At 73.1% G+C, this 14,019-nt stretch carries 13 protein-coding genes; 8 read left to right on the forward strand and 5 right to left on the reverse strand.

Going from position 1 to position 14,019, the window contains the following annotated elements:
* Window positions 1-3: 3 nt before the first annotated feature.
* The 5 genes from ACLIRP_RS09660 to ACLIRP_RS09680 all read left to right on the forward strand — a co-directional run bounded on the left by ACLIRP_RS09660 (window position 4) and on the right by ACLIRP_RS09680 (window position 5,927).
* Entirely contained in the window at window positions 4-561 is a 558-nt protein-coding gene (locus ACLIRP_RS09660; RefSeq protein WP_412060238.1) for a hypothetical protein, read from the forward strand.
* A 4-nt stretch (window positions 562-565) separates the two neighbouring features.
* The gene (locus tag ACLIRP_RS09665) at window positions 566-1,507 is read left to right on the forward strand and encodes an ankyrin repeat domain-containing protein (protein ID WP_412060239.1); all 942 of its coding nucleotides are present in this window, start codon (window positions 566-568) and stop codon (window positions 1,505-1,507) included.
* 3 nt (window positions 1,508-1,510) lie between these two features.
* On the forward strand, window positions 1,511-3,022 hold the full coding sequence (locus ACLIRP_RS09670) for a hypothetical protein (RefSeq protein WP_412060240.1): 1,512 nt from the start codon (window positions 1,511-1,513) through the stop codon (window positions 3,020-3,022).
* Between the two features lie 117 nt (window positions 3,023-3,139).
* A complete protein-coding gene (locus ACLIRP_RS09675; protein ID WP_412060241.1) occupies window positions 3,140-4,567 on the forward strand; it encodes a DUF4139 domain-containing protein in 1,428 nt (475 codons plus the stop codon).
* Window positions 4,568-4,631: 64 nt separating this feature from the next.
* Window positions 4,632-5,927, forward strand: coding sequence for an exo-beta-N-acetylmuramidase NamZ domain-containing protein (locus ACLIRP_RS09680; protein ID WP_412060242.1), 1,296 nt, complete (start codon window positions 4,632-4,634; stop codon window positions 5,925-5,927).
* A 228-nt stretch (window positions 5,928-6,155) separates the two neighbouring features.
* On the opposite strand, the gene ACLIRP_RS09685 is transcribed toward ACLIRP_RS09680, so the two are convergent.
* From ACLIRP_RS09685 to ACLIRP_RS09695, 3 genes are all read right to left on the reverse strand, one after another.
* Window positions 6,156-7,079, reverse strand: coding sequence for a S41 family peptidase (locus ACLIRP_RS09685; protein WP_412060243.1), 924 nt, complete (start codon window positions 7,077-7,079; stop codon window positions 6,156-6,158).
* A gap of 324 nt (window positions 7,080-7,403) precedes the next feature.
* Window positions 7,404-7,967: a hypothetical protein gene (locus tag ACLIRP_RS09690; RefSeq protein WP_412060244.1), complete on the reverse strand. Its 564-nt coding sequence runs from the start codon at window positions 7,965-7,967 to the stop codon at window positions 7,404-7,406.
* Window positions 7,967-8,251: a DUF3098 domain-containing protein gene (locus ACLIRP_RS09695; protein ID WP_412060245.1), complete on the reverse strand. Its 285-nt coding sequence runs from the start codon at window positions 8,249-8,251 to the stop codon at window positions 7,967-7,969. Before ACLIRP_RS09695 ends, ACLIRP_RS09690 begins: the two co-directional genes overlap by 1 nt.
* 577 nt (window positions 8,252-8,828) lie before the next feature.
* On the opposite strand from ACLIRP_RS09695, the gene dacB reads away from it, so the two are divergent.
* Window positions 8,829-10,286, forward strand: coding sequence for a D-alanyl-D-alanine carboxypeptidase/D-alanyl-D-alanine-endopeptidase (gene dacB / locus ACLIRP_RS09700; RefSeq protein ID WP_412060246.1), 1,458 nt, complete (start codon window positions 8,829-8,831; stop codon window positions 10,284-10,286).
* Window positions 10,287-10,355: 69 nt separating this feature from the next.
* On the opposite strand, the gene ACLIRP_RS09705 is transcribed toward dacB, so the two are convergent.
* Window positions 10,356-11,180: a hypothetical protein gene (locus ACLIRP_RS09705; RefSeq protein ID WP_412060247.1), complete on the reverse strand. Its 825-nt coding sequence runs from the start codon at window positions 11,178-11,180 to the stop codon at window positions 10,356-10,358.
* A gap of 58 nt (window positions 11,181-11,238) precedes the next feature.
* Here ACLIRP_RS09705 and ACLIRP_RS09710 point away from each other — a divergent pair, with 58 nt between their 5' ends.
* Window positions 11,239-12,024: a TrmH family RNA methyltransferase gene (locus ACLIRP_RS09710; protein WP_412060248.1), complete on the forward strand. Its 786-nt coding sequence runs from the start codon at window positions 11,239-11,241 to the stop codon at window positions 12,022-12,024.
* Here ACLIRP_RS09710 and ACLIRP_RS09715 read toward each other — a convergent pair.
* Entirely contained in the window at window positions 12,021-12,785 is a 765-nt protein-coding gene (locus ACLIRP_RS09715) for a WecB/TagA/CpsF family glycosyltransferase (protein ID WP_412060249.1), read from the reverse strand. The two genes, ACLIRP_RS09710 and ACLIRP_RS09715, sit on opposite strands and share 4 nt — an antisense overlap.
* A 177-nt stretch (window positions 12,786-12,962) precedes the next feature.
* Between ACLIRP_RS09715 and ACLIRP_RS09720 the strand changes: the two genes are divergently transcribed.
* A complete protein-coding gene (locus ACLIRP_RS09720; protein ID WP_412060250.1) occupies window positions 12,963-13,997 on the forward strand; it encodes a hypothetical protein in 1,035 nt (344 codons plus the stop codon).
* The last annotated feature ends 22 nt before the right edge of the window (window positions 13,998-14,019 follow it).

A 14,019-nucleotide genomic window follows, 5' to 3' on the forward strand; every position in this document is an offset into this window, starting at 1 on the left:
CCCATGCGTGCACTCCTCCTCGCCCTCGCCCTGTTGCCCGCCGCGGCGCTCGCCCAGCCCGCCGACGAGTGGACGATCACGTCGATGCTCACGGACGACTTCCTGCCCGCCGCGCTGGCGCACTCCGAGACGGCCTTCGTCGACCTCCGCGGCGAGGTGTTCGCCTCGCGCGGCCCCGACACGCTGTGGGTCTCGACGTACCAACCCGCCGGGCCGGACGGCGGCCCGCTGCCCATCCAGGTCAAGGTGGACCACACGCCCGACTCGGGGGTCTCGCAGATGCTGATGACGCTGCCGTCGGAAACGGTCGGCTTCGGCAACCAGATGTTCGGGATGGGGCGCGAGGCGCTCGACGCGACATTCGGCGCCAGCGGGCTGGGCTGGACGCGGCTCGAAAACATCGACCCCGAGGCGGGGCTGGCGCTGACGGAATACCACGAGTGCCCGGGGCCGACGGGCCGGGCGGCCATCGTGGTGTTGCGGGCCCTCCCCGACAGACCGGGCTTCTCGTTTTTCCAACTCAAGCTGGTTCGCTTTGCCGAGGTGGACTGCGCCAGCTAACCCCATGCGTGCTCTCCTTCTCGCCCTCCTCCTCCTACCCGCCGCCGCACTCGCCCAGTCCGCCGTCCACGACGGCCAGCTGGTGGCCTCCGACGAGCGCCTGCCCGCCGACGACGACCCGGACTGGACGACGCCCGTCGACCGCTACACCGTCCGCGTCGGGGCCGGGCAGACGCTCGTCGCGGACCTGATGAGCGAGGACGCGAGCGCGCTGTACCCGCGCTTGCTGCTCGTCTCCCCGTCCGGCGTCACCGTCGAGGAAGACCGCTCGGACGCCTCGCGCCAGGTCGTCGCCCGGGTCGACGACGCCGAGGGCGGCACGTGGACGGCGCTCGTGACCTGCCAGGGCGAGTGCGACGGCGGGTACTACTCGCTCGCGCTCACCCTCTTCGACGAGCCCCCCGCCCCGAGCCTGTTCGAGGCCGCCGCCAGCGGCGACCTCGCGGCCATCACCGCCGCGCTGGCGGAGGACCCGTACGCGACCCAGCTCACCGACGGGATCTACCGGACGGCGCTGATGCACGCCGCCGAGCACGGGCACGTCGAGGTGCTGCGCGCCCTGCTCGACGCGGGCGCCGAGGTGAACGCGAAGGCGGTCTCGGCCAACGACTTCGCCTACGACCAGACCGAGGACACCGCCCTGCACGACGCCGCGCGGGGCGGCCACGCCGAGGCCGTCGCGCTGCTGCTGGCGGCCGGGGCCGACCCGAGCGCCACCAATTTCGACGGGGCCACGCCGCTGCACCGGGCCGTGTACGCCGCCAGCCCGGCCGTCGTGCGGCTCCTGCTGGCGGCCGGGGCCGACCCGTCGGTGGAGGGCGAGTACGAGGGGCTCGCGGCCGACCTCGCCGCCGAGCGCCGCGACCGCGAGAGCGCCGAGTACGACCCCGTCACCGACGACGAGCGCGCGCGGCTGGCCGAGATCGTCGACCTCCTGACCCGCTGAGCCATGCGCCTGGTCGCCGTCGCCGTCCTGCTCGCGCTCGCGTCGCCGCTGTCGGCCCAGGCGTGTCGGCCCGACGACGAGGGGACCGGGGGGACCTGCACCCTGAGCGACGGGTCGCAGATCAGCGGGTGGCTCCAGAACGATCGGCCGGTCTGCGAGGGGTACGGGCAGATCTCGTACCCCAACGGCGACGTGTTCTGGGGCGTGCTGGAGCCGGCGATGCAGGACGTGCCGGGCCGCTGGCGGCCGTGCCTCCCCAAAGAGGGCACGATGACGTTCGACGACGGGTCCGTGTTCGAGGGGACGTGGAACGGCGGCGACCGGGCCATCTACCACGGCAGCCAGGCGGAGGGCACGTACACCTGGCCGACCGGCCAGGTCTGCGACGGGACGTTCGACTTTTCGGCGTCGCCGTCGCCGTTCCGCCCGCGCGGGTTCCAGTCGGGCACGTGCCGGCTGCCGGGCGGGACGGTGTTTACGGGCCGGTTCTACAACCAGGGGGCGCCGTCGGGCTACGGGCGGATGCTGCCGCGCGCCGAGGGCTCGCTCGTCGGGCCGACGGGCGTCGGGGAGCGCGGCGTGTTCGTGCGCCACACGACGCGCGAGGCGACGCGGCTGGAGGCGCTCGACACCGAGCCGGTCCGGCCGCCCGGCTACCGCCCGCCGCCGGTCCCGGCCGACGCGAGCGCCCCGCCCAACGGGCCCGCCTTCGCGCGCTACCAGCGCGCGCTGGGCGAGGCCCGGACGGCGGCCGACCGCAAGGCGGCCTACCTCGCCTACGCCGACGCCCTCGCCGAGGCGGGCGTCGCGGCCGGGGCGGCCGGGGCCGACCTGCTCCGCCAGCTCCACGCCCTGTTCCGGTCCGACTTCGAGAGCGGCTTCAAGTCCTACATCTCGACGCCGCCCGCCTACCTCCGGACGGTGATGGAGGGCCTGGAGCAACCCTATCGGCGCTGCTCGGGCCGGCTCGGGCGGTGGACCACAGACGCGTACATCGCGCGCCAGGAGGGCCGGACGCCGCCGCCCCGGCCCGTCATCGAGTGCGAGGGGACGCCCGCCGCCAGCGGCCCTCCCCCCACGCCCGAGCCGCCGCCGCCCGCACCCGGCTGCACCGCGCTCGCGCTCGACCTCGACGCCGGGACGCTCAACGGGATCGCGCCGACCGCCGACCGCGACGCCCTGGAGGCCCAGTTCCCGTGTGCGACGGGCGAGACGGCCGACGGCGGGCCCTACAACTTCGGCGGCGGCGTGTTCTTCCTCGACCACGGCTTCCTGTTCTACACCCACCGCGACTACATCGAGGTCCGGCGCGGGTTCGCCGGGACGACGCAGCCCGACCTGCTCGGCCGCCGGCTGGCGGCGGCGGGCCTCCCGCCCCCGACGCGGACGGCCCAGGGCGCCCGGCTCTACGCCAAGCGCTACGGGTGCTTGCGCGTCGAGACCGACGCGGCAGGCGTGATCGAGGCGCTCGGCGTCCACGCCTCGTCGTGCGGCGCGGTGATCATCCCTCGCTGACGCCCCCCGATCGAGGCGGGCTGGGGGAACGGGACGGCCCGGATGGGGTCGCCTGTTGGTCCCCAGAGACTTTCCGACCGGCTCGCGCGTCTCTAGGGCCCCATTCCCCCGTCTCGAATGCGCGCGCTCACCCTGGCTCTCGCCGCCCTTCTCGCCGTCCCCGCCCTCGCCCAGGACACGGTCGTCTCCCTGCCCGAATCGCGCGAGGCCGTCTCGCTGACCGTCTACAACGGCGGGTTCGCGATCGTCCGCGAGGTGCGCCCCCTCGTGCTCCGGCGCGGGGTCCAGGCCGTCCGGTTCGAAGGCGTGCCCCAGCAGATCGACCCGACCAGCCTGTCGCTCGTCTCGCTGACCCAGCCCGGCGGGCTGTCCGTCCTGGAGCAGAACTACCAGTACAACCTGATCGGCACCAACTCCGTGCTCGACGCCGCCGTCGGGCAGCGCGTCCGAATCATCCGCCAGCTCGGCGACCGGACGGCGGTCGACACGGGCGTGCTGCTGAGCCAGCCGGGCCAGGGCCGCATCATCCGGCTCGACGACGGCCGCGTGCTCGTCAACCCCGAGGGGACGATCGAGCTGCTGGGCCTGCCCGAGGGCCTGCTCTCGCGCCCGTCGCTGTTGTGGCGGCTGGCGTCGGAGCAGGCGGGCACGCAGCGCGTCGAGGCGCGGTATATGACCGAGGGGATCTCGTGGAAGGCCGACTACGTGGCCGTCGTCAACGAGGCCGAGACCGACGTGGACGTGACGGGCTGGGTGACGCTCGCCAACCACTCGGGCGCGAGCTACCCCGACGCCAGCTTGCAGCTGATCGCGGGCGAGGTGCGGCGCGTGCAGCCCAACCCGCCCCCGCCGGTGATGGCGCGCGGCTACGCGGCCGACGTGGCGATGGAGGCGGCGGCGCCCCAGCAGGAGGCCTTTTTCGAGTACCACCTCTACACCTTCCCGACGCCGACGACGATCGCCGAGCGCGAGACCAAGCAGCTCGAATTGCTCTCCGCGAGCGACGTGGGCGTCGAGCGGCGCCTGATCTTCGACGGGACCGGCAGCTACTTCCCGTTCTACCGCCAGCGCCCACCGGGCGCCGTCGGCGACGAGCAGGCGGCGGCGGTCGTGCTGGAGGTCGAGAACGCGGAGGCCAACAACATGGGGATGCCGCTGCCCGCGGGCAAGGTCCGCGTGTACAAGGCCGACCGCCGGGGCAACCTGCAGTTCCTGGGCGAGGACGCCATCGGCCACACGCCGCGCGACGAGACCGTCCGCCTCTACATCGGCGACGCCTTCGACGTGGTCGGCACGCGGCGCGAGATGGCGAACCGGCGCATCAACGACCGGACGTACGAGGTCACCATCGAGGTCGAGGTCCGCAACCGCAAGGAGGTCCCGGCGACCGTCGACGTGATCGAGCGCGTGTTCTGGGGCGAGTGGACGATCCGCGAGTCGACGCACGAGCACGAGCGGCTGGACGCGCGCACGGCCCTGTTCCCAGTGACGCTGGGCGAGGGCGAGACCGAGACCGTCCGCTACACGGCGCGGATTCGGAACTAGCGAGCGCGGGGCAAGAGGGACGGGGCCAGGGGGTTTAACCTTCCACGCCCCGCCCTCTCTGCCGATGACGCCCGCTCCCCTCCTCGCCCTGCTCGCGCTCGCGGCCTGCCTCGCCGCTCCCGTCGACGAGCCCCGCGCCTCGGCGCCGACCCTCCGCGCACCCGACGCCGCCGTCGTCACGGGCGCCCAGCGGTTGGTGGCCGAGCGGTTCGCGCCACTGGACGGGATGCGGGTCGGGCTGGTGACGAACCACACGGCGCGCGTGGACACGGCCGACGGCGGGCCGGCGCACCTCATCGACCGGCTCCACGCCGCGCCGAACGTGCTCGTCGGCGCGCTCTTCGGGCCCGAGCACGGGATCCGGGGCGACGCCGAGGCGGGCGCGGGCGTCTCGGGCGGGCGCGACGGCACGACGGGCGCGCCGGTCTACAGCTTGTACGGCTCGTCGAAAAAGCCGACCCAGCGCCAGCTCCGCGGCCTCGACGCGCTCGTGTTCGACATGCAGGACGTCGGCGCGCGGTTCTACACCTACATCTCGACGATGGGCTACGCCATGCAGGCGGCCGCCGAGGCCGGCATCCCGTTCGTCGTGCTCGACCGCCCCAACCCCATCGGCGACCGGGCCGAGGGGTTCGTGCTGGAGCCGCGCCAGCAGTCGTTCGTCGGGCTGTACCCGATCCCCGTCACGCACGGGCTGACGGTCGGCGAGCTGGCCCGGATGATCGTCGGCGAGGGCTGGCTGTCCGGGCTCGACGGCCTCGACCTCCGCGTGGTCGAGATGACGGGCTACGCGCGCGGCATGGCGTGGGAGGAGACGGGGCTGGCGTGGGTGCCGCCGTCGCCGAACGTGCCGGACGTGGAGACGGCGCGCGTGTACCCGGGCACGGCGCTCTTCGAGGGCACGACCGCCAGCGAGGGCCGCGGCACGCGCGTCCCGTTCACGCACGTCGGCTCGCCGTGGGCGGACCCCGAGGCGCTCGCGGCCGAGCTCAACGGCGCCGATCTGGCGGGCGTCCGGTTCGAGCCCGCGACGTTCGTGCCGGTCGACCTGCCCGGGCAGGCGACGAACCCGAAGTGGGAGGGCGAGACCGTGCGCGGCGTCCGCTTGGTGGTGACGGATCCGGCCGCGTTCCGGCCCGTCGCGACGGGCGTGCACGTCGTGGACGCCGTCTACCGGCAGGCTCCGCGCGGCGCGCACGGCGCGTTCCTCAAGGCCGACTGGCTGGCGAAGCTGGCGGGCACGACGCGCCTGCGCCGGATGTGGCTCGACGGGCGCGGGGCGGCCGAGATCGTGGCGGCGTGGGCCGACGAGGCGGCGGCGTTCTCGGCGCGGTCGGAGGTGTACCGGATCTACGAGTAGAGCTGGCGCCAACGGGGCGGCGATCACTTCCCCAGCCGGGAGCAGGGCGCTATGAAAGCTGCCACGCGCGGCTGCCCAAGGGCCGACACCCAGCAGAACAGACGGCCGCCACACGAAGGTCTCAGAGCACACCGACGAAACAAGGCGAACGTGGCGCTAGCGGTCGGACGACCCTCGAACGCTGACGCCCGTCGTCGGCGTGCAGCGGCGCGGTAGGGAATTCGCGGCTCACTCTCCCGCGAGCCGCCGCGCCTCGTCGAGGGCGTCGGGGACCGCGACGACGACATCCGGCATCACGCCCACCTGGTCGAGCCGTGTCCCGTCCGCCGTGTAATAATCGGCGATGGGGTGCTGGAGGACCCACCCGCCGGGGAGCTCCGTCGTCGTCGCCGAGACCATGGCCCCGGCGGTGCGCTGGCCGACGACCGTCGCACGTCCTGTCGACTGCAGGAGGTACACGAGCGGCTCCGACGCGCTGGCCGTCCGGGGACCCGTCAGCACGTAGACCGGACCGCCGTAGTGCGGCTGCATCGGTGGCACGAACCCGACGAGAGCTCCGTGCTGGTCGAGCGCGCCGAAAAAGGCGTCCATGTCCGGGCCCGTCAGGAGCGGGAGCGCCGACCACTCGGACGGCGGGGGCACAGCGTCGTGCGTGTCCCACCACGTGCGAGAGAGGAAGAGACCGGCGGGGGCGGGCGAGTCGATAAGGTGGCTGGCGAGGAGCATTGACGACACGTCGCCCCCCTGGTTCTGGCGGAGGTCAATGACGAGCGCGCGCGGGTTCTCAGCGGCGACTCGCCCGAACGCCTCCGCGACGGGCTGAATCGTCCGCTCGACGCTGAACCTGCCGTTCACCGTGAGGACGGCGACGCCGTCGTCACCGAAGGCCAATGAGACCGGCGGCGTCGTGTCCACGGAGCCGGAGCCCTCGACGGATCGGGGGCGGTAGAGATCGAGGTGCGAGACGCCGAGCGCGTCGGCCGAGCGCCGGAATCCGGCCTGGACCTCGTCGTCCGTGCGGGCCACGGAGAGCGCCTGATCGACGTCGTTCCAGAACCGCTCCCACCGGGCCTCCGACAACTCGTGCGGCGCGTAGTACGAGGACTCGACAGCGGAGCGGACCGCTGGGGCCAGCGCGACGTACTCCGGCACTGGTGTCTCCGCTTCAGGCCCCGAAGTTTCAGAGGGCCGAGACGACGCGCAGCCGGAGGCGATTGCGAGGAGAAGCGAGAGCCAGATGGAGCGCATTGGGTCGTGGGGAACGGACAGAGCGGAGTCGCCGCCAGCGGAGCGAAAGTAACGGGGCAGAAGGGTAGCGCCGCCTAGCTGCTGTTGTTTCGGCAGACGAACAGAATCGCACGATACAGTACCTGCTGGCGGCGGGAGGGATGGTCTCCTTCCGGTGGCCCTACGCACCCCGGTCAGGAGTGGCCGCACTTCTCGCTGATGGCCGATGCCTGAGCGCTGAGGTGTGTGCTACCCCGCGAGGTCGACGGCGACCAGGCGGTACGCCCCGTCCACCACGTCGAAGCGCAAGAAGGCGGCGGACTCGGTGTCGGCCTCGTCCACGGGCACGACGGTCCCCTCCACGTCGAACCCGACGATCACCGACACCGTGCGCGCGGTCCCCTCTCGCGCGAAGTCGCGGGCCGTGAGCGCCAGCACGCCGGCGCGGAACGGGGGCGCGAGTGCGGCCGCCAGCAATTCGCGGTCGACGCCGTCGGTCGCCAGCGCAGCGGCCGTGCCCGCTTGGACGGCGGCGCGGAAGCGGGGGAAGAAGGCCCGGAAGTCGGGGCGGGCGGCTTGCGCGAGCGAGTCGGCGCGCAGGCTGTCGCGGCGGAGCGAGTCGGCGCGCAGGGAGTCCGGGCGCAAGCGGGGGTCGACGAACAGGCCGGAGTCGGCGTACGTCGTGTCGAGCGCGGGGGGCCGGAGGTCGGCGCGGGTGCCCACATCCGGGGCCTCGGTCACGGCGATCCCCTTGGGCTCGTCGCCCCCGCAGGCGGCGAGCGCGAGCGCCAGCGCCAAGACGGGGCCGCGCACTACGCCTCGGGCTCGGCCACGTCTGGGCCGGCATCCCGAGGAACGCCCCAGAGCACGGCCACGGCCACGCCGAGGTAGCCGCCCAGGAGCAGCAGCGGGGCGACGACGAGCGACAGCGCGCTGTCGACCGGGTTGTCGCTCGTCGCGTTGTCGACCATCATGACGGCGTAGCCGAGCACGATCAGGCCGACCGCCGCCAGCAGGAGGCGGTAGTTGAGCCGGTCGAACGGCATCGTGGTGACGCCGCGCGTCGTGGTCGGGGCGGGTCGGCGGGAGCGGGCCATGCGGGAGGGCGTGGGGGTCCCACAAGATAGCGGGGCGCGAGCGCGGGTTTGGGCGCTGTGTGTCTGGGAGCAGGGCTATCGCATCCTCCCGTTCTTGTGATCCCGAGAGACTGTTTGGGTAAGCCACTACCCAAAAAGCGAGTCATCCCCGCGTAGGCGGGGATCCATACGGTGTGGCACGGATGGCGCAGGCGCGGCCCGACGCCCCTCAACCTGTCCCTCTTCCCGTGGGAGGGGGGGCGCCTCAGCGAGCTTGCGCCGTTTCCCAGACAGTCGCCAACGAAGGGCACAAGCCCGCAGCCAAAGAATCTCAGCCGACTGCGGCGCCACGCTCGACGGAGATCCTCCGACTGCGTTTGCTGGTGCTCACTCCGCTTAGGATGACACGTTGAAGAGGCCGAGACGCGAGCCGAGCCTCCGATGGCCTGGGATCTGGTTTGGGAGACTGTGGTCATGGTCTGCAGACGGTCTCTGCGCGGTCGCCTACTCCCCAATCCCCGGTCCCGAATCCCGTCAGTCCTTCAGGCACCACGGGTAGCTTGCGGGCGTTGCTCGCGTCCCCCCTCCCCCGCCGCCGATGTCTCGAGTTCTCGCCGCCCTGTCTATTCTCGCCGTCGTCGGCGCGGCGCTGTGGGCCGGGCCGTCACAGGCCGACGCCGACGGCGCCGAGGCGCAGGCGCTCGCGATCGTCGACGAGATCCTCAACGACGCCGACCTGCCGTCGGCGATCTGGGGCATCGAGATCCGCGACGCGCGCGACGGGCGGCTCGTGCTGAGCCGCAACGGCGACAAGAACCTGCTCCCCGCCAGCAACCTCAAGCTGTTCACGACCGCCGCCGCGCTCGACCGGCTCGGCCCCGACTTCCGGTACACGACGCGGCTCTACCACCTCGGCGACGTGTCCGCCGACGGCACGCTCACGGGCGACTTGGTCATCGTCGGCTCCGGCGACCCGACGTTCGGCAGCGAGGGCATGGGCGACCCCCTCCGCGAGTGGGCGGCGGCGCTCGCGGAGGCGGGTGTGCGCCGCGTCACCGGCCGCATCGTCGGCGACGACGACGTGTTCGAGGACGCGCGCTACGGCGAGGGCTGGGACGTCACGCACATCGCGACCGAGAACTACGCGCCGCCCGCCGGCGGGCTCGTCTGGGGCGACAACCTCGTCAGCATCCGGATCGCGGGCACCTCGCCCGGGCAGGCCCCTCAGTTCGAGTCGAACCCGCCCGGCTTCGCGACCGTCGTCGGCGACGTCGTCACGCGCTCCGGCGGCGGGCGGCTCGACGTGGAGCGGACGTTGGGGACCGACGAGTTCGTCTTGCGCGGCGGCGTCCCGTCCGGCTACCGGGGCACGATCCGCGTGCCCGTCGCAAACCCGACGCTGTTCGCCGTCCACGCCTTCGCGCTGCGGCTCGAAGAGGCGGGCATCGACGTCTCGCGCGCGACGCGCGTCGACATCGACGACACCGACCGCAAGCCAGCCACCGCCGACGCCGAGCCGCTCCGGGCGTACGTCTCCCCCACGCTCGACGAGATCGTCGACCGCATCAACCGCGAGAGCGACAACCTCTACGCCGAGCAGGTCTTCCGGACGCTCGGCGGGGGCGACACCGACACGGCCGAGGACCGCGTCCAGGCGTTCGTGACCTCGACCGGGGTCGACGGCTCCGACCTCTACATCGCCGACGGCTCGGGCCTGTCGCGTAAGGACATGGTGTCGCCGGCCGCGCTGGCGTCCGTGCTCCGCGCGATGCGGCGGCACCCGGCGTCGCGGTCGTTCCTGCAGTCGCTCCCCGAGGGCGGCGCGAGTGGGTCGACGCTGCGCAACCGCCTCGGCGGGATCTCGGTCAAGGCCAAGACCGGCTCGCTGCTGGCGGTCCGCTGCCTGGCCGGCTACGTCGACGGCGCCGGCGGAACGCCGTATGTGTTCGTGCTGATGGCCAACAACTACACCGCCAGCGGCGGCCGGATCGCGGGCGCGCAGGACGCCATCGTGCGGGCCCTCGCGACTGGCCAGCGCGTCCCGGCGGACGAGTAGGGCCTGGACGCCAAACCAGCGGCCCTCCGCCAGCAGGCGTCGCGGACGGTTTCAGGCGGCCGCTTGCGCCTACTCCCTTCCGACCCGGACCTCGTCGACGGTCAGCTCGGAGTCCATGATGCCCTCGCCGATTAGGCGCTGCTGAGCCTCGAGCTCCGCGATGCGGGCGTCGCGCTCCGGGCCTGCCGGAGAGGCCTGGGCCTGCCGGAGCGCCAGCCCGAGCTGGCCGCCCATCAACATCTTCTCGTCGCTCGAGATGCCGGCGTTGAGCCCGGTTTCGACCTGGCGGATGGAGAACGGCAGCCGCACGCCGTCGACGTCGCGAAAGTCGGAGTAGATGATCCGGCTCGTCACGTCGAGCGAGTCGGCGGTGACGCTCTGGTAGATCTCGTAGACGTCGTAGGTGTCGGCGGCGACGTAGACGCGGAAGGCGCGCGTGGAGGCCGAGTCGGCCGGGGCGTTCCCGGGCTCGCCGACGAGCACGCCAGGGTCGTCGGTGGAGAACACGTAGACCGAGCGGCCGTCGCGCCGGATGGGGCCCTGGACCTCGGCCGTGCGCAGGCCCTGCGCCAGCCGGGGCACGTTCGGGACCTGGACGAGCAGCAGCTGCGCCGCCATCGGCACCTCCCCGTCGCCGACGGCCGAGATCTGGGGCGAGCCGAAGCGGTCGAGCCCGGTCGAGTCGTCCTCGGCCGCGACGTAGCGCGCCTCGGCGCCCGCGGCCACGACCGCAAAGTCGTCGACCCCGCCCAGGCTCGCCTGGTACTGCGCCAGCATGGCGTCCGCGACGGCCGCGGCGTTCGCGGTCCCGTCCGCATTCGGCGCCGGCGCGTCGGCGGCGTCGCCGCAGGCGGCGAGGGCGAGGAGGGCGGCGACGGCGAAGATCCGGGGCATGAGCAGCTGCAGGGGGGCCCGGAAACTACGCCCCTCCCCCGCCGGGCTAGCTTTCGGCATGGCCCTCGACCCGCTCTTCTTCGACCTCCCCGACACCGTACCCGTCGGCGGCACCACATACCCGGCCGAGACCGTGCTCGACGTGCTCGGCCGGTACCTCACCGACGAGCGCCGGGCGCGGCTGGAGGCCGTCATCGCCGCGCGCGCGTTTGGGGTCGTCCCGGTGATGGAGGCGCTCATCGACCCTGGCAATGTCAACGCCGTGCTGCGCAGCGCCGAGGGGCTGGGCTTCGGGGCCGCGCACGTCGTCGCGCTCGAGGGCACGGCGGCGACCCTCGTGGAGCAGATCGACGACGAGGACGCCGGCGTGGTCGACGACCGCCGCGCCGTGCGCCGCGCCAGCCAGGGGGCCCACAAGTGGGTCGAGGTCCGGGCCTGGGACGACGCCCGGGCCTACGTCGACCACGTCCACGCGCTCGGCGGCCGGGTGGCGGTGACGGCCCTGCGCGACGACGCGCGCCCCATCGCCGAGTGGGATTTTTCGGCCCCGACGGCGCTCGTCGTCGGCAACGAGCACGCGGGCGCCAGCGACGCCATGGTCGAGGCGGCCGACGCGGCGATCCTGCTCCCGATGGACGGGTTCGTGCAGAGCTACAACGTGTCGGTGGCCGCCGCGATGGCGCTCGCGCACGCCCGCGCCGACCGGCTCGCGCGCACGGGCCGGCACGCCGACCTCGACCCCGACCTCCAGCGGCGCCTGCTGGCGCACTACGTCGCCCGCGCCGTCCCGCTCGCGGCGCCCCTCCTCGCCGAGCACGCCCGGCGCGAGGGGGCCTCCCTTTAGGCGGCCGAGGGCGTCACCGTCGACATCTGGCGACGCTCCTTCGCGGTCCCGATCAAAAACCGAGGGACGACGCGGCTGTAGCGCTTCCACAGGCGGCGCGGCTCCATCGCCAGCCGGAAGGCCCATTCCAGACCGGCCTGCTGGAGCACGCGCGGCGCCTGGCGGAGCAGGCCGGCATGGAAGTCGAAGGCCGCGCCGACGCCGAGGCAGACGGCGCCGACACGCGCGGCGTGCTCGGTGCACCACCGCTCCTGGCGCGGGCACCCGAGGCCGACAAACACGACGCGCGCGCCCGAGGCGCGGAGCTGCTGGACGAACGCCTCGTCCTCCTCGTCGCTCAGCGGCCGGAACGGCGGCGAGATCGCCGCGGCGATGTCGAGGCCGGGCACCGTCTCGGGCATCCGCTCGGCGAGCGCCGCCAGCACGGCCGGAGACGACCCGTAAAAGGCGACCGGGATGCCCTCGGCCGCGCACCGCTCGGCGACGGCGAGCGTCGCGTCGGGCCCGTAGACGCGGTCCCGCTGATCGAGCCCACGCGTGCGCATCTCACGGACGATGCTCATGCCGTCGGGCACGTTGAGGTCGGCCCCGTTCAGGGCCCGCTCGACGGCCGGGTCGTCTTGCGCCTCGATCACGCCGTGGGCATTCGAGAAACAGACCGACCGGCCCTCGCCGGCCTGCGCCCAGTCGACGATCTGGTCGGCGGCGGTGTCGGTGGTGTGCGCATCGAAGCGGACGCCGAGGATGGAGACGGAGGACATGGCGGTCGGTCGGGGGGGGGGGACGGACGGGGGATCGGCAAAGCGAGCGCCAGCCCATCGCCCGGAGCCTCCGAGCGCGCGGATGGGAACGTGCGGGCTCCGGCGTCGCGGGCTGAAGGGGGGCTAGAGAAGGCGCCGCGCCCGCCGATACCGACCGGGCCCTCTCCCCCTTTCCGCATGTCCGCGACCGTCATCTCCACCTGGTTCTACGCCGAGCAAGAAGGCGAGGAGAGCGTCTACCCCCAGGTCGGCGGCCGCTCGTCGTCGACCTGGTTCCAGGCCGTCTACTGGCGCTGCGTGGTCGACTTTTTCGCCGCCAGCGCGCGCGTCAACCCCGACGCCCAGCACCGGCTCTACACGAACGTCGACGCGATCCCGGACGTCGAAGGCTTCGACACGGGCGCCTTTCTGGCCCGCCTCGGCGTCGAGACCATCGTGCTCCCTTACGCGATGCGCCCGCCGGCCGGCTACTTCGGCGCGTGGGCCAACCAGTTCTACGTGCTCGACGTGACGGCCCACCTCGCCGAGACCCTCGGCCCGGACGACGTGGGGATTCTGCTCGACTCCGACTGCGTGTTCACCAAGCCCGTCGGCCCGCTGGCGGACGCCGCACGCGAGCACGGGGCGCTCACCTTCGACGCCCGGATCGGACCCGACGAGGAGCAGAACGGCCTGACGCCGCGCGAGATGGGCCAGATCTACCAGGCCCTCGGGGGAAGCTCCGGCGACGGCGCGGATCCGATTCCCGCCTACGTCGGCGGCGAGATCGTGGCCGGGACGGGCACGGCGCTGGCGGCGGTCGTCGCCGAGGCGCGCGCGGTGTGGCCCGAGATGCTGCGCCGGCACCAAGCCGGCCTGCCCAAGTTCAACGAGGAGGCGCACCTGCTGAGCTACGTCTACCACCGGCTCGGGTACCCCGTCGGCACGGCCGACCCGTTCATCGATCGCATGTTCACGTGGTTCGGGCTCTCGACCGTCGAGCCGGGGCACGAGAAGCTGATGATCTGGCACCTGCCCAACGAGAAGCGCCTGGGCTTGCGCCGCCTGTTCCGCGCCATCCGCGACGACGCCTCATGGTTCTGGACGATGCCGACCGATGAGCCCTGGCGCCGGCGTCTCGGGCAGACGCTGGGCGTGCCCCGGCGAACGCCCGCCAAGTGGGTCCGCGACGTGGGCCGGGCCGTCCGCGACAAAGTGGAACGACCCACCTGAGGCGGGGGCAAACGCCCAGTGC

This window comes from Rubrivirga halophila, from assembly GCF_046845755.1.
In the GTDB taxonomy this organism is placed as follows: domain Bacteria; phylum Bacteroidota; class Rhodothermia; order Rhodothermales; family Rubricoccaceae; genus Rubrivirga.